The 26,223-nt window shown below is 41.9% G+C and carries 16 protein-coding genes; 9 read left to right on the top strand and 7 right to left on the bottom strand.

The genetic code is table 11. The annotated features are described in order from the left end of the window. Positions 1–64: 64 nt before the first annotated feature. The gene (gene lspA, locus K5Q58_RS06095; RefSeq protein WP_220753068.1) at positions 65–565 is read left to right on the top strand and encodes a signal peptidase II; all 501 of its coding nucleotides are present in this window, start codon (positions 65–67) and stop codon (positions 563–565) included. 481 nt (positions 566–1,046) lie between these two features. Continuing rightward, positions 1,047–2,039: a choice-of-anchor H family protein gene (locus K5Q58_RS06090; RefSeq protein ID WP_259651256.1), complete on the top strand. Its 993-nt coding sequence runs from the start codon at positions 1,047–1,049 to the stop codon at positions 2,037–2,039. Positions 2,040–2,157: 118 nt separating this feature from the next. On the opposite strand, the gene xseA is transcribed toward K5Q58_RS06090, so the two are convergent. Next, a complete protein-coding gene (gene xseA / locus K5Q58_RS06085) occupies positions 2,158–3,486 on the bottom strand; it encodes an exodeoxyribonuclease VII large subunit (protein WP_220753067.1) in 1,329 nt (442 codons plus the stop codon). A 121-nt stretch (positions 3,487–3,607) separates the two neighbouring features. On the opposite strand from xseA, the gene guaB reads away from it, so the two are divergent. From guaB to tadA, 3 genes are all read left to right on the top strand, one after another. Next, the gene (gene guaB, locus K5Q58_RS06080; protein WP_220753066.1) at positions 3,608–5,080 is read left to right on the top strand and encodes an IMP dehydrogenase; all 1,473 of its coding nucleotides are present in this window, start codon (positions 3,608–3,610) and stop codon (positions 5,078–5,080) included. Between the two features lie 135 nt (positions 5,081–5,215). Further along, complete coding sequence (gene guaA / locus K5Q58_RS06075; RefSeq protein ID WP_220753065.1) at positions 5,216–6,793, top strand: glutamine-hydrolyzing GMP synthase; 1,578 nt, start codon at positions 5,216–5,218, stop codon at positions 6,791–6,793. Positions 6,794–6,959: 166 nt separating this feature from the next. Beyond that, the gene (tadA, locus tag K5Q58_RS06070) at positions 6,960–7,565 is read left to right on the top strand and encodes a tRNA adenosine(34) deaminase TadA (RefSeq protein WP_220753064.1); all 606 of its coding nucleotides are present in this window, start codon (positions 6,960–6,962) and stop codon (positions 7,563–7,565) included. 202 nt (positions 7,566–7,767) lie between these two features. On the opposite strand, the gene mltF is transcribed toward tadA, so the two are convergent. After that, complete coding sequence (gene mltF, locus K5Q58_RS06065) at positions 7,768–9,231, bottom strand: membrane-bound lytic murein transglycosylase MltF (RefSeq protein WP_220753063.1); 1,464 nt, start codon at positions 9,229–9,231, stop codon at positions 7,768–7,770. Between the two features lie 407 nt (positions 9,232–9,638). Between mltF and purL the strand changes: the two genes are divergently transcribed. Next, entirely contained in the window at positions 9,639–13,520 is a 3,882-nt protein-coding gene (gene purL, locus K5Q58_RS06060; protein ID WP_220753129.1) for a phosphoribosylformylglycinamidine synthase, read from the top strand. A 154-nt stretch (positions 13,521–13,674) separates the two neighbouring features. Here the strand turns inward: purL and K5Q58_RS06055 are convergent, their stop codons facing one another. Continuing rightward, positions 13,675–14,274 carry an Sbal_3080 family lipoprotein gene (locus K5Q58_RS06055; RefSeq protein ID WP_220753062.1) on the bottom strand — a complete coding sequence of 200 codons (600 nt, stop codon included), beginning with the start codon at positions 14,272–14,274 and terminating at the stop codon, positions 13,675–13,677. A 1,903-nt stretch (positions 14,275–16,177) separates the two neighbouring features. Between K5Q58_RS06055 and K5Q58_RS06050 the strand changes: the two genes are divergently transcribed. From K5Q58_RS06050 to cydX, 3 genes are read left to right on the top strand one after another with little or no spacing between them, the layout of a single operon-like run. After that, the gene (locus K5Q58_RS06050) at positions 16,178–17,734 is read left to right on the top strand and encodes a cytochrome ubiquinol oxidase subunit I (protein ID WP_220753061.1); all 1,557 of its coding nucleotides are present in this window, start codon (positions 16,178–16,180) and stop codon (positions 17,732–17,734) included. Between the two features lie 15 nt (positions 17,735–17,749). Next, entirely contained in the window at positions 17,750–18,889 is a 1,140-nt protein-coding gene (gene cydB, locus K5Q58_RS06045) for a cytochrome d ubiquinol oxidase subunit II (RefSeq protein ID WP_220753060.1), read from the top strand. Positions 18,890–18,902: 13 nt separating this feature from the next. After that, entirely contained in the window at positions 18,903–19,025 is a 123-nt protein-coding gene (gene cydX / locus K5Q58_RS06040) for a cytochrome bd-I oxidase subunit CydX (RefSeq protein ID WP_220753059.1), read from the top strand. Between the two features lie 97 nt (positions 19,026–19,122). Here the strand turns inward: cydX and K5Q58_RS06035 are convergent, their stop codons facing one another. From K5Q58_RS06035 to K5Q58_RS06020, 4 genes are all read right to left on the bottom strand, one after another. After that, positions 19,123–19,605 (bottom strand): DM13 domain-containing protein, encoded by a 483-nt coding sequence (locus tag K5Q58_RS06035; protein WP_220753058.1) that lies wholly within the window; start codon positions 19,603–19,605, stop codon positions 19,123–19,125. Between the two features lie 209 nt (positions 19,606–19,814). Next, positions 19,815–21,818, bottom strand: coding sequence for a methyl-accepting chemotaxis protein (locus K5Q58_RS06030; protein WP_220753057.1), 2,004 nt, complete (start codon positions 21,816–21,818; stop codon positions 19,815–19,817). 171 nt (positions 21,819–21,989) lie between these two features. Then, entirely contained in the window at positions 21,990–25,064 is a 3,075-nt protein-coding gene (locus K5Q58_RS06025) for an efflux RND transporter permease subunit (RefSeq protein ID WP_220753056.1), read from the bottom strand. Further along, positions 25,061–26,173, bottom strand: coding sequence for an efflux RND transporter periplasmic adaptor subunit (locus K5Q58_RS06020; RefSeq protein WP_119969032.1), 1,113 nt, complete (start codon positions 26,171–26,173; stop codon positions 25,061–25,063). The genes K5Q58_RS06025 and K5Q58_RS06020 overlap by 4 nt, the downstream gene beginning before the upstream one ends. Positions 26,174–26,223 lie beyond the last annotated feature (50 nt).

Below are 26,223 nucleotides of genomic sequence, written 5' to 3'. Positions count from 1 at the left end.
GAATTCGAATCAATTTAAGTAAAGGTTTACATCAATTAAGTAAACATTTGCCATGGAAGGTAAAATGAATATATGGAAAAGGTTACTCACCATCTTATTAGTCACATTGTCTTGTGTGGGGTGTGACCAAGGCTCTAAAGCACTAGCGGTTCAACACTTGCCTCGTAATGAAAGCTACAGTTTCTTCTTTGATATTTTTAGAGTCAGTTATGCTGAAAATATTGGTGCCTTCTTGGGCATGGGGGAACAATTCAGTGAACATACCCGTTTTATTATTTTCGTTGTGATTATAGGACTATTTTTATTAGGACTCCTTTTGTATCTAATAATAAATACTCAGCAACAACTCCCTTCAGTCATTGCGCTATCTTTGGTTTTTTCTGGTGGGTTAAGTAACTTTTATGACCGTATGTATAACAATGGCGCAGTCATCGACTTTCTTAATTTAGGCTTGGGTTCATTCAGAACCGGTATTTTTAATATTGCCGATATGGCCATTTTACTCGGAGCTATTATGTTGGTTTTTAGTCAATCTAACAGAACTCAAAGAAAGCGGGTTTTATAGTTACTGAGTGATATTTAATAAGGATATTTATGGATTTCAAAAGTAATAAATGGATTTATTTCACGCTTTTAGTGTGTCCAATAATTCTAATTATAAGTGTGTATGAATTGGGGCGGTTATTAGGTTATCTAATTTATTCAGATAATGCCTTAGCGTCCTATGCAAATGTTGGCCAGCTTGGTTTATTTGCCGCTGCGATTTGGGCTATAGGCGAGTTATATCGAACATACAAAGCTTTGAATCCGTATGAGCAATGAGTCATAGATTAACTACTTTATTTAGTCATATTCCTTTCTACTTCCATTCTGTTTTATTCCGGCGCCAACTATTTATTTAGCTTTGGCGCTTTGTTTGTTCATCTTGCATTCATTTTAAGTGTTCTTAAATAAGGGAACTTATATAAGGGCTGTTAAATAACATTCGCACACCATGGGTTAATTTAATTGATTTTGGTGCTGACTCTGAATGAGAGGGAATAATGATGGATATTCAAACTAATAAGCAAAAATGGTTCAATCAGATGGCGGCAGTTATTGGATGCGTATGGATGCTGACACTCAGTTTACCCGTAACAGCACAGAATACGTTTAACCCAAATATCATTGTGGTGAGTGAAGGGCGGCAAGTGAATAACGTAGCGCTTGCTGTTGAAGATAATCCAGCTTTGACCGCAAAGCAGCAACAATCATTAAAATTGTTAGTGGCTGAAGAAAGGGCAAAGCGTAAAAGTGATATCGCCCAAGGTAAATCTATAGCTGTGCGGGCTACTCGTGAGCAAATCATGTCAGAGCGTAAAGCGGGAATATTGTCTGCGGTAGCTCTACGAAGTGTTAATGATGCTATTGCAAAAGCAGCCGCTGAAAAGGCCAAAGTGTCAGTGAACGTGACTGACACTAATCTTGGATTAAATCAAGAATCTAATCCTTTATCTAATCATGTCCAGCAGCAATCTATTATAGGTTATCGTGATTTTGATATTTATGATGCCTATAGCCGTATATTCGATGATTTTGATGAAGATGGTTTTTACCAAACTTTTAGCGTGACCTTTGATGCAGATGTCTACGGTTTTACGCAAGGTGAACCAGCCAATGTTTATGCAGAGCTTTATTTAAGTCGTAATGGTGGGCCATGGGAACATTATTATTCCACTGAAGTATTTACTATTTATGGAGATGCTACAGACGATGATTACGAGGTACTCACAACCTTAGCTCAAGGCTATAAAACCGATTATTACGATGTGTTGATTGATTTATATGAGCTAGGTTATGAAGACATTGTGGCGACATTAAGTGCCAATGAATCTGATGGTTTATATGCCTTGCCATTGGAAAGCAGTGACAGAGATGAAGTGTACGAACAAGAATATGTTGAAGTAATCGAGTCTGAAGTGATTGTCAGTGGCGGTAGTTTGTCATTAACAGCTTTGTTGATGCTATTGATGATGAGGCTTTATCGTCTTAAAGCATAAATTAAACGTTAAGTTTTTAGACGAGCCTAAAAACAAAAGTCATCCCGACATGAGCAGGATGACTTATCTTTTTATGCGCAATTGAGCTGATGCATTATAAAGCTATTGCATCATTGCTCTACTGAACAACTGACTTAATCTCACCTTGATTCAGGGTGGTGGTCAGTGTGTCGCCAGTGTTAACTTGCTCAGCACTATTCAAAATCTTGCCTTTACCATCACGGGTAATACTGTAACCACGGCTTAATGTAGCTAATGGGCTAACAGTTTCTAGTTGATGCGCACTGTAACTGACTTTCTGATTGGCACTGGCTAGTCTTGCTTTCATGGCATCTTTTAAGCGACTTGTGAGATAACCCACTTTGTTTTGCTCTAAGGTTAACTTATGAGCGGGTGAGCGCTGTTGCAGTCGGCTCTTAAGTTGTTGCTGAGCTAATCTTGCATTAGCAAGCTTATGACGCAGGGCAGATTCAAGCTTTAACTGCATTTCATCAAAGCGCTGCTCAAGCTGTTGTAGCTGCCTTTTAGGATCTTCACGTTGCAACTGGTGGCTTAGTTCAGTCAGTTGCGTGCTTTGGTGTAATAAGTAATGGCGCATTGATTGTCGTAATCGTGAAAACATCAGGTTGAGTTTTTGGGTTTTATTGCCTTTATCATCGGATAACAATTCAGCACCTGCTGACGGAGTTGGTGCGCGTACATCTGCAACATAATCACTGATAGTCGTATCAATTTCATGGCCCACAGCGCTGACCACGGGCAGGGCACTATTATAAATAGCATGCGCTAGGTCTTCATCGTTAAAGCACCATAAATCTTCTAATGAGCCGCCACCTCGGGTAAGCAATAATATATCGACTTCTAAACGTCTATTGGCCGTGGTAATTGCATTAATGATTTGTTTCGCTGCTGTCGCGCCTTGTACTTGGGTTGGGTAAATCACCACTTCTATTGATGGGTCGCGAGTAGAAAGTACTTTAACTACATCACGAACGGCAGCACCAGTGGCTGAGGTAATAACACCAATTCGTTGAATATTTTGTGGTAATGGGCGCTTAGTTTCTGTTGCAAATAAGCCTTCGGCCGCCAATTTTAGTTTAAGTGCTTCATATTGCTGTGCTAGCAATCCATCACCAGCTGGCAACATTGACTCAAGCAATAATTGATAATCACCACGGGGTTCGTAAACACTGATGGAGCCTTTAACTAATACTTGTTGCCCATTAACTGGTGTGAAAGGAACAGTTTGATTACGACCTTTGAACATCGCACAACGAATTTGTGAGCGACTATCTTTTAATGTCATATACCAATGACCTGAATTTGGGGAAACAAAGTTCGAGATTTCGGCCTCAAGCCACACCTTACCTAGCTCACCTTCAAGCAGCTGGCGGACTTCACCGTTTAATCGGGAAACGGTGTAAACATTATTTTTCGAGCTTTTCATCAAATTCAACCGACCAAGAGTATTTTTTCACTATTTTCCATTTACCAACCTAAATATGCAAGGTATAATCCCGCCGCAATATTTACCCTTTCTAAACCCTACACTTTCTGGGAGATGTTGCATGTTAAGATTAAGAAATGACGCACTAACATTTGATGATGTACTACTAGTGCCTGCTCACTCAACCGTCCTCCCAAATACCGCTGTTCTAAAAACTCGTCTGACTAAAAAAATTGAATTAAACACACCTATCGTGTCTGCAGCTATGGATACCGTAACTGAAGCTCGTTTAGCAATCGCGATGGCGCAAGAAGGTGGTTTAGGTTTTATTCATAAAAACATGACGATTGAACAACAAGCTGAAGAAGTACGTAAAGTTAAGATTTACGAAGCTGGTATCGTTCAACAACCTGTGACAGTGACACCAAGCACTACGCTAGCTGAACTTAAGCAATTAACTGAACGCAATGGATTTGCTGGTTATCCAGTGATTAACGATGCGAATGAGCTTGTCGGTATCATCACTGGCCGTGATGTTCGTTTTATCACTGATTGGAGCCGTACCGTTGAGCAAGTGATGACGCCGAAAGATCGTCTAGTTACTGTTCTTGAAGGGACTAAGTTAGATGAAGTTCAAACCTTAATGCATTCACATCGTGTTGAAAAAGTATTAGTGGTTGATGACAACTTCAAGCTAAAAGGCTTAATCACAGTTAAAGATTTCCAAAAAGCAGAACGTAAACCCAATGCATGTAAAGACGAGTTAGGTCGCTTACGTGTAGGTGCTGCTGTAGGTGCTGGTGCTGGCAACGAAGAACGTGTTGAAGCATTGGTTAAAGCCGGTGTCGATGTATTGCTAATTGACTCTTCACATGGCCATTCAGAAGGCGTTTTACAACGTATTCGTGATACGCGTGCTGCATTCCCTGATTTACAAATTGTTGGCGGTAACGTAGCAACAGCTGAAGGTGCTTTAGCCTTAGTTGAAGCGGGCGTTGATGCAGTTAAAGTCGGTATTGGCCCTGGTTCAATTTGTACTACTCGTATCGTAACGGGTGTTGGTGTTCCGCAAATTACAGCCGTATCAGATGCTGCAGAAGCAATTAAGCATTTAGATATTCCAGTGATTGCAGATGGTGGCATTCGATTCTCTGGTGATTTAGCTAAAGCATTAGCGGCTGGCGCATCATGTATCATGGCAGGCTCAATGTTTGCAGGTACTGAAGAAGCACCGGGCGAAACTGAGTTATACAACGGCCGTGCATACAAGTCATACCGCGGTATGGGTTCTTTAGGTGCAATGACCCAAACTCAAGGTTCATCTGACCGTTACTTCCAAAGCGATAACGCTGCTGACAAATTAGTACCTGAAGGTATTGAAGGTCGCGTTGCTTACAAAGGTAAGTTGAAAGAAATCATTCACCAACATATGGGCGGTTTACGTTCATGTATGGGTCTTACTGGTTGTGCAACCATTAAAGAATTAAATGAAAAAGCTGAATTCGTGAAAATTACATCGGCAGGTATGGGTGAGTCTCATGTCCATGATGTAACTATCAGTAAAGAAGCGCCGAATTACCGTAGCGGTTCTTAATTAAATAAAGGCGGCAATGTGATTGTCGCCTTTTTTCAATCTGCATAATGTAATTAACGCATTTATTTATAAAGCGCTTAAGGTATGCAGATTGAAGTACACCTACTCTAAGCAAAACCAGATATAAGGTATCCCATGAGCAACATTCATGAGCATAAAATCCTGATCCTAGACTTTGGATCGCAATACACGCAGTTAATCGCCCGCCGTATTCGTGAAATCGGTGTTTATTGTGAGCTTTGGGCTTGGGATGTATCTGAAGAGCAAATTAAAGAATTTGCTCCTAACGGCATCATATTAGCAGGTGGCCCTGAAAGTGTGACCGCTGACAATTCGCCTCGCGCTTCTGAATACGTATTTAATGCAGGCATACCAGTACTGGGTATTTGTTACGGCATGCAAACCATGTCTGAGCAATTAGGCGGTAAAGTTATTCAAGGTGTGGGTGAAGGTGAGTTTGGTTATGCACAAGTTGAAGTGCAAACTGAATCAGCATTATTCAAAAGCATTGAAGATGCTATCAGCGCTGAAGGCAAGCCATTACTTGACGTATGGATGAGCCACGGTGACAAGGTATCAGAAATTCCAGAAGGTTTTGTTACTGTCGCTAAAACCGAAACTTGTCCTTTTGCTGCCATGGCAAATGAAGACAAAAAATTCTACGGTGTACAATTCCACCCTGAAGTGACACACACACGCCAAGGTAAGCGTATGCTTGAGCATTTCGCCCTTGATATCTGTGGTTGTGATGCCAACTGGAAACCTTCATCAATCATTGAAGATGCAATTGAGCGTCTGAAAAAGCAAATTGGTGATGACGAAGTTATTTTAGGCTTATCAGGTGGCGTTGATTCATCGGTAGTGGCTATGCTGCTTCACCGCGCTATTGGTGACAAGCTAACGTGTGTATTCGTTGATAATGGCTTATTACGTTTGAATGAAGCTGAGCAAGTGATGGATATGTTTGGCGATCACTTCGGACTTAACATTGTTCACGTTGATGCAGAAAACCGTTTCCTAGACGCAATGGCTGGCGAAGCTGACCCTGAAGCTAAGCGTAAAATCATTGGCCATGTATTCGTTGATATCTTCGATGAAGAATCAAAGAAATGCGTTAATGCTAAGTGGTTAGCTCAAGGAACTATTTATCCTGATGTGATTGAGTCTGCTGGTAGTGCAACAGGTAAAGCGCATGTGATTAAATCTCACCATAACGTTGGCGGATTGCCAGATGATATGGAACTGGGATTAGTTGAGCCATTACGTGAATTGTTTAAAGATGAAGTCCGTAAAATTGGTTTAGAATTAGGCCTGCCATACGACATGCTATACCGTCATCCTTTCCCTGGACCGGGTTTAGGTGTGCGTGTTTTAGGTGAAGTGAAAAAAGAATACTGTGACTTACTGCGTTTAGCTGATGCTATCTTTATTGAAGAGCTGCATAAAGCTGACCTTTACCACAAAGTCAGCCAAGCATTTACAGTATTCCTACCAGTACGTTCAGTTGGCGTAATGGGCGATGGTCGTAAATACGATTGGGTTGTTTCATTGCGCGCTGTTGAAACGATAGATTTCATGACTGCACATTGGGCACACTTACCATATGACTTCTTAGGTCGTGTATCTAACCGCATCATTAACGAAATCGACGGTATTTCACGTGTGGTATATGATATTTCAGGTAAGCCACCTGCAACAATCGAATGGGAATAACCTCCGATTAGATTGAAAAAAGGCGCTTAGGCGCCTTTTTTATTGGGATAAATTTATTGTTGTTTGCCGTATAATTTAAAGAAGTTGATGCATTGCTATTTGCTATAAGATTTAATGATTAAGCTAAATGCAATAAGTTAAACATAGCTAAGCCTAAGAGATACTAATGACGTTAGAAAACAAAGCCCATATCAGCCAAAAACAGCAAGCGAGTCAGGCCAAACCATTAACACCTGAGGAGCTAGTAATTCTTGCTGCTCAAGATGAGAAGTGGATGCGTGTGGCGATAGGGTTGGCGACGAAAGCTGAAGCCTTGGGCGAAGTACCTGTTGGTGCCGTTTTAGTTAAAGATGATCAAATGATTGCATCAGGTTTTAACTTAAGTATTACCGAGCACGACCCGAGTGCCCATGCGGAAATGCAGTGCATAAGAGCGGCTGGCAAAGTGTTAGAAAATTACCGCATGCTTGGGGCAACCTTGTATGTCACCTTAGAGCCATGCCCAATGTGCGCAGGCGCTATGATCCATAGCCGAATAGAGCGGGTAGTATTTGGAGCCAAGGACTTAAAAACGGGCGCGGCGGGCAGTGTGATTAACTTATTGCAAGACTCGCACTTTAATCACCAGTTAGCAGTGGATTCTGGTGTTTTAGCTGAAGAGTGTGCGAGTCAATTGAGTCAGTTTTTTAAACGTCGCCGTGATGAGAAAAAAGCACTTAAACAGCTGCTAAAGCAGCAATCAGACTTGTTGCTGCAAAAAGGCAAAGAATAGCTTTTGACGGTTTAGCATTCTACGCTGTTTCAATTTAATACTACTGCGACGGCGAGCATTATTATTCATATTCGGTTTTCTCATTATTCACCTACTTTAAGATATGTATATACGGTTGATGATACACCGTTTTGATGACTGTTTTATTGCGTTCATGACTGCTTTATTTCGTCGATGGCAGTCTTACTTCACCGATGGTGCCTTATTTTGCTGACGACTTGGTAATATCTTCAGAGCTTTCTATAATTTCTGCATTGAGACTGGTTGCATCATCAAGTTCACTTTCAACTTCTTCTAGCAAATCTTGCTGTTTATTCTGGTTATCAACCCAGACTAACGTATCGTAATAGCGGCGAATATTGTCAACATAATGGGCCGCCTCACTACCTCTGGCGTAACCGTAGCGTGTGTGCTGATAATATTTACGTTGCTGTAATAAGGGTAAAACCTGTTTAACATCACGCCAAGCACTGGGATCTTTGCCCATACCTTCGGTAATTTTACGGGCATCTTCTACATGTCCTAAACCAATGTTATACGAGGCAAGGGCAAACCAAATTCGCTGGCTATCAGGGATAGAATCAGGCAATCGGTCTATCATTTTTTGCAGATAAATCGCCCCACCGCGAATACTTTGCTCAGCATCTAAACGGTTATCAACACCCACAGAGCTTGCTGTAGGTTGGGTGAGCATCATCATGCCGCGAACGCCGGTTGGGGAGCGAGCTTTAGGGTTCCAATGTGATTCTTGATAACCAGCAGCAGCTAGTTTACGCCAATCTAAATCACCAGCATATTTTTCAAATAAAGCTTGGTATTCAGGCAGTACATTATCAATCGCTCGAATAAAGGCACGGGTATCAACATAGTCAAAGCGTTTTACATGGCCAAAATATTTTTCATTTAAATGTTCTAAGGTGCCATTTCGCTTTTGTATATGCCAAAAAGATAACAATGAGCTTAACAAGTGATCGCTATTAATCGGTGGCAGTAACCACACTACCTCGGTTTTTTCATCAAGTACGATACCTTCTCGTAGTTCGGGTAAATACCGTTGGTTAATAAGCAAGCTGTTTGAGTCGGCAATGGTGTAGAGTACTTCGCCTGATGCCACCATAGAGAGCAATTCTTCGTTATTTTTATCGTAAATTTGCTGCCAAGATAAATTGGGATTGGTTTGCTGCAGTTTAATGACGGTCTCAACGGCTGCTGATTCAGGTATAACCATAATGTCGCCCTGAAGGTTATTAAAGTCGCGAGGCTTTAGATTACCTGATTTGTAAATTAGTACTTGATTGACTTCATATAGGGTAGGGCCGAGCAAGAACTGTTCGCGACGATTATTGGTCGTTGTAATTGCTGCAGCGACAATATCAATTTCATTCATGTGCAGAGCATCAAACAACAACTCTCGACTATGATACGGAACCATTTCTAATGGAACATCGAGGTACTTGGCAAACTTAGCCGCCATTTCATAGTCAAAGCCACTTTCACCTTGATCAGAGTTAAGGTAGGTTTGCGAGCCGTAAAGCGTCCCTACCTTTAATACGGTACGATTAGGCGTATGTTCAATAAACTCTGTTGCATTCATATTCGCTTGATGGCAAGCGCTAAGTAGCAGGCTTATTGAAATAATTGAGGCTATCGTTATTAGTTTGGTCATGTCCCTCGAAAAATGAAGTGAGTAAGCAGGAGGCTGTAATTGGTAGTTAGTACGCACTTGATAGTTACGAATTCTCTCGCTTGTCGCCTATTTGTACTTCAAAGCTTCATTTAAAAATCTAACTCTATAAAGATACTGTAGCAGTAGTTTTCTATTTCACCTAGTCGAATGCCATTGGCTGTTAAATTATACGGTTGAATTCATTAGTAAAATCGAATTTAAAAAAATAAAATAATAATAAAATGTTGCTGAAACATTACTGTTAAAAATAGTCGATTATTTTTGATTGTTTTCATTAACGGGAAACACTGTTCTAGCAAGCCTTCTTAGGTGATTTATAAAGTGTGATTCCCTATAATAGCGCCAATTCTTACCCTGCCAATATAATCATAAGGTGAATTGACGTGATTGAGATCATTCGCGGAGCCCCAGCACTTTCAGCTTTTAGAATCCAAAAGCTTATGGAGGCCTGTGAAACTGCAGCCCTTCCTGTTGAGCAAATCTACGCTGAGTATGTCCATTTAGCTGATATCAGTGACAAGCTTGACGATAAAGAATATCAACAGCTTGAAACGATTTTAACCTACGGACCTGCCATTGAATCTCATGCTCCAGAAGGTTCATTATTTTTTGTTACTCCTCGTCCAGGCACCATTTCTCCTTGGTCTTCAAAAGCAACTGACATTGCTAAAAACTGCGGTTTAAGCAAAGTAAAACGTCTTGAACGTGGTGTTGCCTATTACGTAGCTGGTGCTTCACTGACCACTGAGCAATTAGCGCAAGTTAAAGGCCTAATTCACGACCGTATGGTTGAAGTGATTTTACCAGAGTTTGCTGCAGCATCTGTGTTATTTGAACGCACTGAGCCACTGCCGTTTAAGAGTATTAATATTCTTGCCGAAGGTCGCCGCGCGTTAGAAGTAGCAAACGTTCAGCTAGGTCTGGCTTTAGCAGAAGACGAAATTGATTATTTAGTGGATAACTTTGTTCGCTTAAACCGTAACCCTAACGACATTGAATTAATGATGTTCGCTCAAGCGAACTCAGAACATTGTCGTCATAAAATCTTCAATGCTGACTGGACTATTGATGGTGAAGTGCAGCCTAAATCATTGTTTAAAATGATTAAGAACACCTTTGAAGTTACTCCTGACAATGTGTTGTCAGCTTATAAAGATAACGCTGCGGTAATGAACGGTAGCGTTGCGGGTCGCTTCTTCCCAGATCAAGACGGCGTGTACAACTATCACACTGAGCCAATGCACATCTTGATGAAAGTGGAAACCCACAACCATCCAACAGCCATTAGCCCATACCCAGGCGCAGCTACAGGTTCAGGCGGAGAAATTCGTGATGAAGGCGCTACAGGTCGAGGTTCAAAACCTAAAGCGGGCTTAACTGGTTTTAGTGTATCTAACCTTAAAATTCCAGGGTTTGTACAACCATGGGAAGGCGATTACGGCAAACCTAGCCGTATTGTTACGCCATTAGAAATTATGACTGAAGGCCCATTAGGTGGCGCAGCATTTAACAACGAATTTGGTCGTCCAGCACTTGTGGGTTACTTCCGTACCTACGAGCAAGAAGTTTCAAGCCACAACGGTGTTGAAGTTCGTGGTTACCACAAGCCAATTATGCTTGCTGGTGGTTTAGGTAACATCCGTGAAGATCATGTTCAAAAAGGCGAGATCACCGTAGGCGCTAAGCTTATCGTATTAGGTGGCCCTGCAATGAACATTGGTTTGGGCGGCGGCGCTGCATCTTCAATGGCATCAGGCCAATCAAGCGAAGATTTAGACTTTGCTTCAGTGCAACGTGAAAACCCAGAAATGGAACGTCGTTGTCAGGAAGTGATCGACCGCTGCTGGCAAATGGGTGATGACAACCCAATTCAATTTATTCACGATGTGGGCGCTGGCGGATTATCAAATGCCTTCCCTGAGCTTGTGAATGACGCTGACCGTGGCGCATTGTTTAACTTACGTAACGTGCCTTCAGACGAGCCAGGCATGAGTCCACTTGAGATTTGGTGTAACGAATCTCAAGAGCGCTACGTTATGTCGGTTGCGCCAGAGAATTTAGAAACCTTCAGAAAAATTTGTGAGCGTGAACGTGCGCCGTTTTCAGTCGTCGGCGATGCAACAGCAGAGCAGCACCTAACGCTTGAAGATAGCCACTTTGATAACAAGCCAATTGATTTACCGCTTGAAGTGCTATTAGGCAAGGCGCCTAAAATGAGCCGTGATGTGGTGTCAGCTAAAGCTGAATCTCCAGCGCTGAATCAAGCAGAGATAAATGTAAAAGATGCGGTTTCTCGTATCCTACATTTACCAACGGTTGCAGATAAATCATTCCTTATCACCATTGGTGACCGTTCAGTGACAGGTTTAGTTAACCGTGACCAAATGGTTGGCCCTTGGCAGGTTCCAGTTGCCGATTGTGCTGTTACCGCGTCAAGCTTTGACAGCTACGCTGGTGAAGCTATGTCGATTGGTGAGCGTACACCGCTTGCACTACTTGATTTCGGCGCATCAGCGCGTATGGCGGTAGCAGAATCAATCTTAAACATTGCTGGTACTGATATTGGCTCATTCAAAGACATTAAATTGTCAGCTAACTGGATGTCAGCAGCCGGTCACCCAGGTGAAGATGCGGGTCTTTATGAAGCAGTAAAAGCTGTCGGTGAAGAACTTTGTCCAGAGCTTGAGTTAACTATCCCTGTGGGTAAAGACTCAATGTCGATGAAGACTGCGTGGAATGATGCAGGTCAAGACAAAACAGTCACATCGCCAATGTCGTTAGTTATCACTGCTTTTGGTGTGGTAAAAGACATTCGTCATACTGTTACACCAGAGCTTCGCACAAACAAAGGCGAAACTGAGCTGTTATTGGTTGATTTGGCCAAAGGTCAAAACCGTTTAGGCGGTTCTTGTTTAGCACAAGTATTCAGCCAACTGGGTGATGTTGCGCCAGATTTAGATGATGCTGCAAGCTTACGTGGATTCTTTGAAGTCATTCAGCCATTAGTCGCTGAGCAAAAAGTGATGGCTTACCATGACCGCAGTGACGGTGGCTTATTCACCACATTAGTGGAAATGGCATTTGCTGGTAACACTGGCCTAAATATCGATTTAGCAGCGCTTAAAGGTAACGACCTTGAACGTTTATTTAACGAAGAACTAGGTGCGGTTATCCAAGTGGCTAAAGCTGATAGCGCAGCGATTAAAGCGCAATTTGCCGCCGCTGGCGTTGATTGCCATAGTGTTGCGACATTAACGACAGACGATAACATCACAGTGGTTGACGGTGAACGTGCAGTATTCAGTGATTCGCGTGTATCGCTTCGTACTATGTGGTCAGAAACCACTTACCGTATGCAAGCCATGCGTGATAACCCAGAATGCGCCAAAGAAGAATTTGAGCTTAAACAGCAAGCTAAAGACCCAGGTCTAACAGTTAAATTAGGCTTTAACCCAAGTGAAGATGTAGCAGCACCTTATATCTTAAAAGGCGCAGCACCTAAGATGGCGATTATTCGTGAGCAAGGCGTTAACTCTCACGTTGAAATGGCAGCCGCATTTGACCGCGCAGGTTTTGAAAGCCGCGATGTTCATATGTCAGACATCTTATCGGGTCGTATCAGTCTTGAAGAGTTCCAAGGCCTAGTTGCTTGTGGTGGCTTCTCATACGGTGACGTATTAGGTGCGGGTGAAGGCTGGGCTAAATCAATCTTATTTAACGAGCGTGCTCGCAGTGAGTTTTCTCAGTTCTTTGAGCGTGATGCGACATTAGCGCTGGGTGTTTGTAATGGTTGTCAGATGTTATCTAACCTGAAAGAAATCATTCCAGGTAGTGAACATTGGCCACACTTTGTCCGTAACCGTTCAGAGCGTTTTGAAGCCCGTGCGAGTTTGGTTGAAGTGCAAAAGAGTCCATCAATCTTCTTTGAAGGAATGGAAGGTTCACGTATGCCAATTGCTGTATCACACGGTGAAGGTCGCGCTGAATTTAAATCTGTTGAAGCATTAGCAGCAGCTGAAGCATCAGGTACAGTGGCACTGCGTTATGTTGACGGTAACGGTCAAATCGCAACGCAATACCCACAAAACCCGAATGGTTCGCCAAATGCAATTACTGCACTAACGACAACAGATGGTCGAGTAACCATCATGATGCCGCATCCAGAGCGTGTATTCAGAACCGTTGCTAACTCATGGCACCCAGACGAGTGGGCAGAAGACAGCCCATGGATGCGTATGTTCCGTAATGCGCGCGTTAAGTTAGGTTAAGTTGTAACTTAACCTAGTATTGAGTGAACAGCTAAAAGGCGACCAAATGGTCGCCTTTTTTATGGTTAGTTTAAATATTAGACACCCATTGGATTCTAATAAGGACTTTTAATACTAAACGGTGCATATTGTCAGAATACTTTTCTCACAGTATTCATAATTTTTTAGAAAGAACTTTCTGCTTTTCTAGCTCGTACTCTTCCTGAGTAATTAGTTCTTCACTTAACCATCTTTTCAACTGTCTTAATTGATCCTCTTTGGTTTCCGAAACCAACTCCTTTTCTGATTCATTAGTTGGTATAGTTTTGCGGTAAGCATTTACGATCTCAGGTGAATAACCCGATAAAAGTTGATTAATAACGGGATCCATTTTCGAGTCTACACTTGCCCATTTATTTAAGGCTAAGCCACCTTTACCATTGAGGTGATATTCGGCATAAGCAATATTATCTAGTCCACGATATAGCCATAACTCTGCATGGTGCATGTACATAGCCATGTCCCAAGTTTTCAAAGCGGTGTAGTTCAAATGGTAGTCACAATAGTTTGGCATACTGTCTGTATAAACTTCTGTTGTTATTCCATGACGTTTAAATCCTTTTTGAACAACAGGCAAAAAATCGTGAACGATCACTTTGGGGTTTTCTTCAATACATACGTGACTTACTTGCATTTTGGGGTCAAGCTGCTCGACATTGACACTTGTACAACCTGTTATAAGTAAAAAAACTAAACTAATTAGAACCTTATTCAAAGTTAACTCCATTTATTTTTCAAAGCATATCAATTGAAATTTATGATAATAACCTTAATTTATAGCATTGTGAGTTTTTATATCATTGATATAAATCATTTAATTATATGTTTTGAAGTCGTGGCGCTTCGCCCACACCCGACGAAAGGGAAACAACAGCATTTCCCTTCTCGACATCCTATGATCAATCTGAGGCTATGTCGGCGTCCTGTATTCATCATGCAAATTAGCTCAGTGTACTTGGACATTTCCAATTGAGAATATTGAGACTGCAGGTTTGTTTATTGTTTCAATGCTGCTTTTTATTTTCGTTGAATGTTCCATTTGAATTGAGGTAAGCAAGAAAATCGCATGAGTCTGGCCACGGCCTTTTCTCGCACATCCATGTGCTTCAAGGCATTTAGTGCATCCTGTACTTAAGATGCCAGCTAGCTTTCGAGGGGAAGGGTGAGTCTTTGGCATCCACCCCATCGTGACATTTGTAATTCCCTATACATCAGACGCCCCATCGGAAGCGTTAGTGATTTTTGCAGCTTGCTGTAGCAGGCTGCAAAAGAAGGTTAACGCTGGATGATTCTCCGTTGGAAATTTTGCTGTTTAAATTTCGCCGGAGCGTTGAGGGATTGTTAAGGGGGACAAGCGCTTTCCCCCTTAGCTCTGGTGTGGGCGAAGCGCCACGACGTTGACTTAATCCAAACGGATTTTGGACAATTGGTCAATTCACAGTCAAAAGTTGATCAACAACTCAATATCAAACGTATGTTTGAATAGTTTCTGCTTTAGATAAAGAAAGACATCAATAAGGGGCATTAAAAAGCCCCTTAGAATCGAAACTCTAAAGGGCTAGTCAATACTCTATGTTGCAAGTGATCTGCAAGAGCTGTTTTGCGCTAACAAAACATCAAGGGTAATGTCGAGTAGAGTCAGCAAGCAATTGCATACTTTAATCTACCTTTCATTGTATTGCCGCCAATGGGTGTCTAAAGCTAAGACACAAACATGAGCAACAATATAAAACGCTTTAGTACGCTTGGTACATCTCAACAAATACTTTTTTGTAGCTGTTGATGAAACGCTCAAATAATTTAGTCATTTTCTAAATCTCCACTCAGTAATATTTAAAATTAGTAGAGTTGGGGATGCAACTTGATATCCATTTTATTCAAGTTCAATCGACCTACTCTCAACACAGGGCAAATTCTATATTCGTTTTAAAAAACACTCAAACGAATAAAATTAATCTTTATCATTAGTAAAACTTATCTATTTACATCTTTGTTTGTTGTTTTTTTTAAAGGTGAATGATTTTTTTGTTAATTAATTCAGTTATTTATTTTTATTTTGGGTTTGATTTCAGGGTTAAATATTCTATTGCTTAAATGTTGAAAGTTTATTTTTTGTTTTAGGAGTGTTTTTATTAGTTTTGAGTGGATTAGAGATGTTGATTTTACAAAAATGTAAACAAATCCCTAGCAAGTATTCGCTTTCGGGTCAACCCCTAAAAGGTGGTAGTTTGCGCGCCTGCTCAAAACCCGCATAAAAGCCATTTTTTATAGCTGATTATGTTGATTGGCATCAAATTTCGGTGATATAAATTACAGGTCTACAGTATTTGATTTTTCACTTAAGTTGTTGATATTTAATGATTAGTCATTATTAGTGGTTTTGGGTTTGTAGTGTTAAGTCACTTTTTGGGCTTAAGTGTGATAAATGTCTCATTTGCGAGGTGTTTTAACAAGATAAACTACCCACAAGATTGAGATGAAATAAAGCTTGTGTTTAACAAGTTGTTAACGTGGCAATATTGCTACTTAAAGTATTTTAAATTTTTTCCTGCAATGGCACTTGTTGTGATTGATGGGAATCATCATGGCATTTGGATGTACCGAGTAAGGAGTCACCAATGATTATTGAAGAGGTTGTAGAGCTGTCACGATTGCAGTTCGCGCTTACAGCCATGTATCACTTTCTGTTTGTACCGTTAACACTAGGTTTAGCCTTTATTTTGGCGATCATGGAATCACTATATGTGATGACTGATAACCAGATTTATAAAGATATGACTAAATTCTGGGGTAAATTATTCGGGATTAACTTTGCTTTAGGTGTCACCACCGGTTTAGCAATGGAATTCCAGTTCGGTACTAACTGGGCTTATTTCTCACATTATGTGGGTGATATTTTTGGCGCACCATTAGCAATTGAAGGCTTAATGGCATTCTTCCTAGAGTCGACTCTGGTTGGTATGTTCTTCTTTGGTTGGGATCGATTCAGTAAACGTCAGCATTTAGCAGTCACTTGGTTAGTCGCCATTGCTTCTAATATGTCAGCGTTATGGATTCTAGTTGCCAACGGTTGGATGCAAAACCCAGTAGGTTCTGTGTTTAACTACGAAACTATGCGTATGGAAATGACTAGCTTCGCTGAAGTGGTATTTAACCCTGTTGCGCAAGTTAAGTTCGTTCATACCGTTGCATCTGGTTATGTTGCCGGTGCGATGTTCGTTCTAGCTATTAGTTCTTACTATATCCTTAAAGGTCGTGACTTACCGTTTGCTCGTCGTTCATTCGCGATTGCAGCAAGTTTTGGTATGGCATCTATCCTTTCGGTTATCGTATTAGGTGATGAATCTGGCTATAAAGTCGGTGAAGTACAACGCGTTAAGTTAGCAGCAATTGAAGCTGAGTGGCACACTGAGCCAGCTCCAGCAGCCTTTACTGCTGTAGGTTTCCCGAATCAAGAAAAAATGGAAACTGACTTCGCAATTAAAATTCCTTTTGCAATGGGTATCATTGCGACACGTTCACTAGATGAGCAAGTGACAGGGATTATCGATTTAATTGATGAGCATGAGATCCGCATTCGTAACGGTATGATTGCTTACTCATTCCTTGAGCAACTTAAAGCTGGTGACGAAAGTCCTGAGCTACGCGCCAACTTTGAAGCGACTAAAGGTGACTTAGGTTATGGCTTGCTATTGAAGCGTTACACTGAAAATGTGGTTGATGCGACAGAAGAGCAAATTAAAGCTGCAGCTAAAGACTCAATCCCTAACGTAGCACCTATGTTCTGGTCATTCCGTATTATGGTTGGTGCCGGTGTGATTATGTTATTCGTGTTCGCTGCTGCGTTCTGGCAAAGCACGCGCCATAAGATTGAAGAGAAGCCTTGGGTATTACGTGCTGCACTTTACAGCTTACCGTTACCTTGGATTGCGATTGAATGTGGTTGGTTTGTGGCTGAATACGGTCGTCAACCTTGGACTATTTCAGAAGTGCTTCCGACCTTTATGTCAGCGTCGAGTCTAACGACTTCGGATCTGTGGTTCAGTATCATTTCTATCACTGTGTTCTACTCGATTCTACTAGTGATTGAATTGTTCTTAATGTTTAAGTTTGCTCGTCTTGGCCCATCAAGCCTTAAGACAGGTAGATATCATTTTGAAAACCAAGATGCTTAATCTGAGGACCTGATTATGTTTGATTATGAAATACTAAGATTTATTTGGTGGGCTCTGATTGGCGTGTTGCTAATTGGGTTCTCTGTGACCGACGGTTTTGATATGGGTGTGGGTGCGTTATTGCCAGTCATTGGTAAAGACGATACTGACCGCCGTATCATGATTAACACCATTGCTCCGCACTGGGATGGTAACCAAGTTTGGTTAATTACTGCTGGTGGTGCACTGTTTGCTGCATGGCCTATGGTTTACGGCGTATCTTTCTCTGGCTTCTATGTGGCTATGATGTTGGTACTGTTTGCCTTATTCCTACGTCCAGTGGGCTTTGATTACCGCTCGAAAATTGAAGATCCAAGATGGCGTAAGTCGTGGGATTATGCGTTATGCATCGGTGGCTTTGTGCCTCCGCTGATTATCGGTGTTGCGTTTGGTAACTTACTCCAAGGCGTACCATTTGATTTTGATCAGTTCTTACGTGCAACGTACCACGGTGGCTTATTTGGCTTACTTAACCCATTCGGTTTATTAGCAGGCTTAATTGCAGCGTTTATGTTCGTGATGCAAGGTGCATCTTGGCTACAAATGAAGACTGAAGGCGAACTACGTGTTCGTGCAGCAAAAGCTGCTCAAATCACAGGTCTTCTTGTTGCTGTGTTATTTGCTATTGCAGGTGTTTGGTTAGTAAACGGTATTGACGGTTACGTGATTACTTCTGCTATCGATACTGCTGGCCCTTCAAATCCAACGACTAAAACCGTTGCTGTTGAAGCTGGCGCTTGGTTAGCTAACTACGATAAGTACCCACTGACGATGCTATTCCCTGTATTGGGTCTGCTTATGCCAGTACTGGTTGTACTTGCGAGTCGCTTAAACCGTAGTGGTTTCGCCTTCTTGTTTAGCTCATTAGCTATTGCAGGTATCATTTTGACTTGTGGCGCAGCAATGTTCCCATTCATCATGCCATCTTCATTAGACCCGAATGTGAGTTTAACCATGTGGGATGCCACGGCGAGTGAGATTACACTTACTGTAATGACTTGGGCTGCAATCATTTTCGTACCGATTGTACTGAGTTATACCGCTTGGACTTATTACAAGATGTTTGGTCGCTTGAACCGTGAGTTCATTGAAAAGAACAAGACATCACTTTATTAATTAAGGAGCCATTATGTGGTATTTCTCTTGGATACTAGGTGTATTACTAGCCTGTGCTTTTGGCATCATTAATGCGCTTTGGCTTGAAAACACTGAAAACTTAGACAGAATCAAAGAATCTGACTCTGATAAGTAACCAGTAGTTTAAGCTAGAAAAATAAAACCCTGCCACAGAGCAGGGTTTTTTATTGGCTAAAAATCATAGTAGGAATAGCTAAAGTCTTGTTTAACGATTAAATAGACTGATATTGAGCTGCTGTAATGAATTGATTAAAGCTTTCACACCAAATGATGATGGTGTTGTAATCGGCGACATTGACGTTTGTAGTAATAGGAACCAAAAAGTTATCGAAGGTTTTCACGTCTGCCACTTGAACCATGGTTGATTTTAAGCGAATGAAGTCAGCTTCGGTCTCGACAAATTCTTTTGCCAAATACACTTTAAAATCAGGCCCAGGTGAGAGGTTACCATTGAGGGTAATAAACTCGTCACCAATGGTGACTTTACCTTCGCCCCAGTGCAATGCGTCACTGTCTTTTAGATCTCTGGTAAACTCAGTGGTAAAGCGTTGCTGAGTGTCGATAGACGTTACTTGCTCGCTACTAGGTGCATCTGGCGCAGTCAGAATCGGAAGTGCGTAAATACCTGCGCCAAAACCCACGGCAAGTACGAGCGCATGGCTTGAAAGTAATGCGGCTATGGTACGTTTTTTCATGCTTTTCCTTATCAATTTGAGCGAATCATTTTATTCAGTCTTTGATTTTTGCTGTTACGGCCATTTGTTATGAAACAAAAGGGCATGAACTTTTCAGTTCATGCCCTAATAAAGACCTGAGTTCGCAAAGGTTTATTTCAACTAATAAAAATCTTCTATTAACTTAAGTCTTAATGAACCTAAACTAAATGAACCTAAACTAAATGAGCTTAAACCTTAAAGAAATTAATCTTAGTTTTAAGTTCACCCGCGAGCTCTGTTAATCCATCAGCCACTTCAACTGTATCTCCAGCGCGCTCTTGGCCTTCATTGGCAAGCGAAGATATTTGATGAAGATTACGGGTAATTTCATCAGCTACAGCACTCTGCTGCTCTGTAGCGCTAGCGATGCTGCTAGTGAATGTAGCTAATTCACCGATACTTTCGGTGATTTGGCTCAATTGGTGACTGGTTTCCATGCCTTGCTCTGCAGAATAAGTGCCCAATTTATGACTGTCTTCCATTTGCTGGGCAGTGCTTTTAACTTGCGATTGCAATTGGCCAATGGTTTTACTGATTTCAGAAATCGAGCTCTGAGTGCGCTGAGCAAGCGATCGAACTTCATCAGCTACCACTGCAAAGCCGCGTCCTTGCTCACCAGCTCTTGCCGCTTCAATAGCCGCATTTAACGCCAGTAAGTTAGTTTGCTCGGCAATACTGTTAATCACTTCGGTAACTTGGTTAATGGCTTCACTTTCTTTACTGACATTTTCAATATTAGCTTGGCTTTCATTAAGCTGGGTTTTAAGTGAATTGAGTGACTCAACGACTTCGGTAAGTTGTTGATGACCGCTACGTGATGACTCATCCACTTGCTGGCTTTTAGTCGCACCTTCATTGGAATGATTTGCCACATCACGAATAGAGGCTGACATTTCTTCAATTGCAGTGGCGATTTGATTGGTTTGCATCATGAGTGATTCAGACTCATCACCATTTTTCCTTGCCATTTCTTGGGCTTTTTGCGCCTGAGATTCTAATGTTTCAACCGAGTGCTGCAATGAGTCGATCAAGTCTTTTAAATTAGTCGACATGTCCGCCGCGCTGGCGGTAATGCGGTCGATTTCATTGTTGCTTTGAGGATCTTTTACCTCAAATGTCTGAGAAAGGTCGCCTTTACCTAATGCTTGCAGTTGTTGTTGTAAAAGTTTAAGCGGTGCTAGTGTCTTAACTTGTAACATAGCGAGTAAACCGCTGATTAGAATAATCCCTAAAGCAGCAACGCCAGCGGTGATATATAGCAGCTGTAAACTTTCATTATTTAGCTCTGACGCCTCAGTTAAGCCTATTAATGTCCAATTCCAACCTGGGATATTAATGCTATTGGCAAACATAGTTTTTTGCTGATTATTGAGATACTCGTAGCTAAAATGATTGCCGATCATTCTATTGGCATCTAAGCCATTTAAAATTTCAGGGTTGAGTTCATCCCCAGTATTAAATCGAGGATGCGAAATCAGATTTTTATCGCTGTTTCTTACCAGCATATAGTAGCCTGATTCTTCTACCACCAGATTGTTGATGGTTTTTTGTAGCTCAGTGATTGACTCTGTAATGTCAAAACCTATATACAGAATACCAATGACTTCACCGCTATCATTTTTGATTGGGCGGTAAACTGTCATGTAATCTTTGCCGAATAACTTGGCATACCCTTCGTAGGTTTCTCCTCTAATTAGTGTTTGATAACCTGGGTGGCCTTTACCCAAATAGGTCACTAATGCTCTTGAACCATCGGCTTTTTTAAGCGAGGTTGAGATCCGTAAAAAGTCATCACCATCTTTAACAAAGATAGTTGCTGTGCCGCCAGTGAGATTTGAAAAGCGATCGACCCTACTTTTGGTGGCATTAATTTGGGTATTTTCATGAACGAGTGCAGGGGTTTGAGTGCTGTAAATTCTGACGCTGCGATCAGGTTTATGAAAATTGCCAGGATACATAGCACGAAGAATATCAGCGTTTCGGCGGGCAAGATTTAATAAGCTGACATATTGCAGTTCGATGAGCGCAGCATTACTTTGCATTTGCTCGTTCATCGAATCAATAGCTTTGTCTTTTAATACATTAGATGAGCTGAAATAGGATACTGAAGAGATAATACTGAATACTAGTATCGTGAGCGCTAACGAAAAGTACGTTATTTGTTTTGTTATTGACCAATTTCGATAGTTCATTTGATAGTTTCCGAATTAAAGGTCACTCCAATCTAGAGTAAATAAGACCAAGATGACTTGATTGAGATCATGTCTAGATTGAGTAAATTCGTGAATGTGTAATTGGCGATTCTATAATAAAAAACGACGCATTAATGCGTCGTTTTTTTTGATGGTTAGTAGTTGATTATATTAAACTTGTACGGGCGACAATATTTCAGAATTCTGTTGTTTTTTCTTCATTAAAATAAGGTACATGGTGGGTACCCAAATAAGTGACAGCATGGTGGTTAGTAATGTGCCGCCCGCAATTGCAATGGCAAAGGGTGGCCAGAATCCACCGCCAGCAATGATCAAGGGTAAAAAGCCGCCAATGGTGGTGATAGTGGTTGATCCAATGTGTCTGCCACAGCCACTCACTAAGGCAATAATGATGTCTTTATTGCCCAATCGAGCCTCTGGTACATCTTCTAATTCAGCTAAAATCACAATAGCAGCGTTAATTGCCAGACCCATTAAGCCCAACAAGCCAATGATGACGGTAAAGCCGAACGGATAACCAAACAGGTAAACGGCTAGTAAGCCAAGCCCAGCAGACTGGAAGGCACTGAGTAAGATAATGGCGGTTAATCTAAATGAGTTAAACGATAGCACTACAGTGGCCAATAGCAGTGTCACTACCACAACGATATTGGACAGTAAATTACCAACGGCTTCGTCTCGTTTGGCACTTTCACCACCAATTTCAAGATGATAACCAGACGGTAACTCAATTTGTTCTAACCTTGTTTTGACGTCATTGAGCACCTTACCGGGTAAAACTCCACTGATAATGTATGCTTCTATCGTGTTCACTCGCTCGCCGTTACGGCGAGGAATACCGCCACGGCTAACATTAATTTGGTTTTGTGATACCGCTGAAAGCGGGATGGTGTCTCCTTGGCTAGAGACTAAGTTAAGCTCTGCTAGACGCGTTGCTTCTTCTCTAGACGTATCAGCAAGCCTAACTCGAACAGGTAATGACTCCGTTTGCTCTAAAATGCTGCCGCCAATAATACCTGTGGTCGCCATTTCTATTTGCTTAGCGATATCAGATAAACTGAGACCACTCATTAAGCTGGCATCTTCGTTTATTTTTAACCAGACTTTAGGTGATCCTGCACTCAAGGTGGCACGGGTATGAATCACATCCTCTGTGTCCATCAGTAAGCCACGTGCTTGCTCGCCTAACTGGTTTAATGTATCCAATGACGGGCCATAGATCCGCAGTTCTACTGGTGCATTAAATGGCGGGCCTTGCTCAAGCTTTCTGACCAAGATTTGTGCCTGAGGGAAGTCAGCATCAAATTCTTGTTGCAGCGATAAAATCAATCTATTGGCAGCGTTAAAATCAGTGACTTTCACCATAGCTTGAGCATAGTTTGTTGCCCCTTGCTGACGTTGGGTAAGGTTGTAATAAAACGAAGGTGTATTACCGCCAACCACCCAAGTGATCATTTCAACATCGTCAATCGACTCAAGACGTTCATCAATGCTTTTAACTTGTTTAAGGGTGTTATCTAGGCTGACGTGAGGCGCTAAATAGACTTCAATTTGGAACATATCTCGGTCTGAAGGCGGAAAGAATTGTTCGGTCATTTTAGTCGAAGCATAAAAGCCCGATACCGGTAATATTCCGATGAGTATGGCTGTGAGTAAGGGTTTTGATAAGCCAAAGCGTAAACTGACTTTAAAAGCGTGTCCTAGGCGAGGAAAGGCCATGCCTTTTTGGTACCAAGCCATGGACTCGTTATCTTGACTAAAGCGTCCTGCAAGGCCTGCAATAATGGTGTGGGAAATGAGGTAAGACCCTAACAAAGCGAACATGACTGAAATAGCAATGCCACCAACAAATTCACCAGCAGCGCCTGGCATGAGTACAATTGGCGCAAAAGCTAACATCGTGGTGATAGTAGAGCCAGCTAAAGGCAACCAAAGGTGATGCAAGGTTTTACTAACAGCCTCAAGCTTGGTTAGCCCTTGCTTGCGGCGCTGGGCAATGGCATCGACAATCACAATGGCGTTATCGACCATGATCCCAAGAGCAACCACTAAGCCTGTGACTGACATTTGATGGATGGGTAAGCCGGTGTATTTCATGCAAGCAAGTGTGAAGAGCGCAGTTAGTGGTAGTGATAGCGCCACAATAACGGCGTTACGCAGCCCGAGTGTTAACATAAGTACAAAAAGAATGATCAAAAATCCTTGGATCAGATTGATGACTAAGTCGCCAAGACGAACACTGGTATAACCTTGTTGATCAAATAGCCATTGCACATCAATGTTGGCAGGCAGGTTTGCACTATAGCTTTCAACTACCTGACTCACTTGAGCTTGCCATTTATCAACACGGTTATTATCAATCATACGTGCCGACACTAGTACCCCAGGTTCGCCATTAATTAATGCGATGCTGGTTGCAGGGGTTTTCGGTTGACGACTGACATTAGCCACGTCACCAAGGCGAATAATCTGGCCGCTTGCATCAATTTTTAGCGGTACTTCGCTGACCCGAGTAATGGAATCTAGCTCACCGGATACCTCAATTAAGGCTTTAAATGTGGCGTTATTGATTTCACCTGCTGAAATTTTACTGTCAGCGTTTGACAGAATGCTTGCAATGCTTGCTGGGGTTAACTTGAGTTGGCTGATTTTATTGCCATCAAGTTCTACTAATATTTCTTCATCAGGTGTGCCTGATAATTTTACAAAGTCAGTGCCGTTTAATACCCGAAGTTTGCTTTGTAATTCTTTAGCGTAGCGGTTTAGCACATCAGTACGGATGGGGGTGTCGCTGTTCCATACCAAGCCTAAAATGGCAGTGTTGGCATAGCCTGTTTGATCGTCCAGTAAACTATTTTGCGCCGATGTGGGCAGTTGATATTTACTGTCTGCAATGAGATCTCGGGCTCTAGACCATACGGGAGCAGTATCAAGTACCGTGTCTTTTAACTCCAATTGAATCACTGAAATGCCAGGACGGGAAGTGGATTGAACCAGCTTTAGCTCTTCTAGGCGGCGCAGCTCATTTTCTAATACTTCAGTGACTAACGCTTCGACACGTTCAGCTGAAGCGCCAGGGTACTGGGTAATAACCGAAGCAAAGCGATTGGTTATGGTGGGATCTTCTGTGCGAGGCAAACTACTAATAGCGCCTAAACCAGCCACCAATAGTAATGCAATCATAAGACTGGCGAGTCTGCCGTTTTCGACAAAGGCCTTAATCATAATGACCTCGCCACAGTCTCAGAAGTGGGATTTACACGCTGTCCTACCACCAGTTTATGCAAGCCTTGAGTAATAATTACATCGTCTTTTTGAATCGCACCATTGATGTAAGCTTGTTTTTCTGTGGTATATAAAATATCAACGTCTCGGCGTTCTATTCGGGCTTGTCCTTGTTCATTTTTCGTGACCACAAAGACATTCCATAAGCCTCTAACACCGTCGGTAAGAGATGATATTGGTACCCAATATCCCGCATCAGCAATTTGTTGTTGATACTCAAGGTAGGCAATTTCGCCATTAATCACTTGGCTATTGTTGGGTAAGTCGATACGTAATTGAACTGTACGAGTGATAGGATCTATTTCGGCGCTAATACCAGCGAGTAAGCCTTTATGGATTTGGTCTCCAATGCGAATATCGACGACTTGGTTTGATTTAAGCGTTTGAGCGACGCTATGCGGAACACCGATATAGGCTTGCTGTTGATTTGTGCCGATTAAGGTAAACACTGGGCTACCTAAAGCGATCACTTCACCTAAATTATGATGACGTTTGCTGATGGTGCCATTAAATGGAGCCACTAACGTTGATTTTTCAAGTTTAAGTTCTGTGGCGTATAGCGAGGCTTTAAGGCGTTTTTGATTGGCTAAAAGACTAGCGACTTGCTGCTGGGTTTCATCGAATTGCTGCTCAGAAACATACTGCTTTTTTTTGAGCTCAATGGAGCGTTCCAAGTTACTTTGGGCTAAATCTAAATCCGCTTGGGTTTGTTGCAGTGATGCACTTAATTGTTGCAGCTCAGCTTCAAGTAATTGGGTGTTTAAGGTGGCAAGCTTTTGCCCTTTAACCACAGCGTCACCGCTGTCGACAATAATGTCACTCAGCTTGCCAGCAAGTTCAAACCCTACACCTGTGGTATCAGCTGAGCGGACAATGCCTGTGTAACCTTGCTGATGTTGATAACTTGAATTAAACCGTAGGGGTTGGGTGATGACATTCGGCACGGCCACAGTAGGCGTTGAGATGGTTTCATCATTGCCGCAACCACTTAGCAGCAAAAATGAAATGACAATACTGAGTGCGGATAATGAACGCGTCGCTGTTTTCATGGGAACATTCCTATTGCTAATGCAACTTCCAAGGCAAATCATAGCTATTG

The sequence above is a fragment of the Shewanella sp. KT0246 genome (genome assembly GCF_019654955.1).
Classification (GTDB): Bacteria; Pseudomonadota; Gammaproteobacteria; order Enterobacterales; family Shewanellaceae; genus Shewanella; species Shewanella goraebulensis.
Note: the sequence above shows the minus strand (reverse complement) of the source record. Positions and strands in the feature narration are given on the sequence as shown.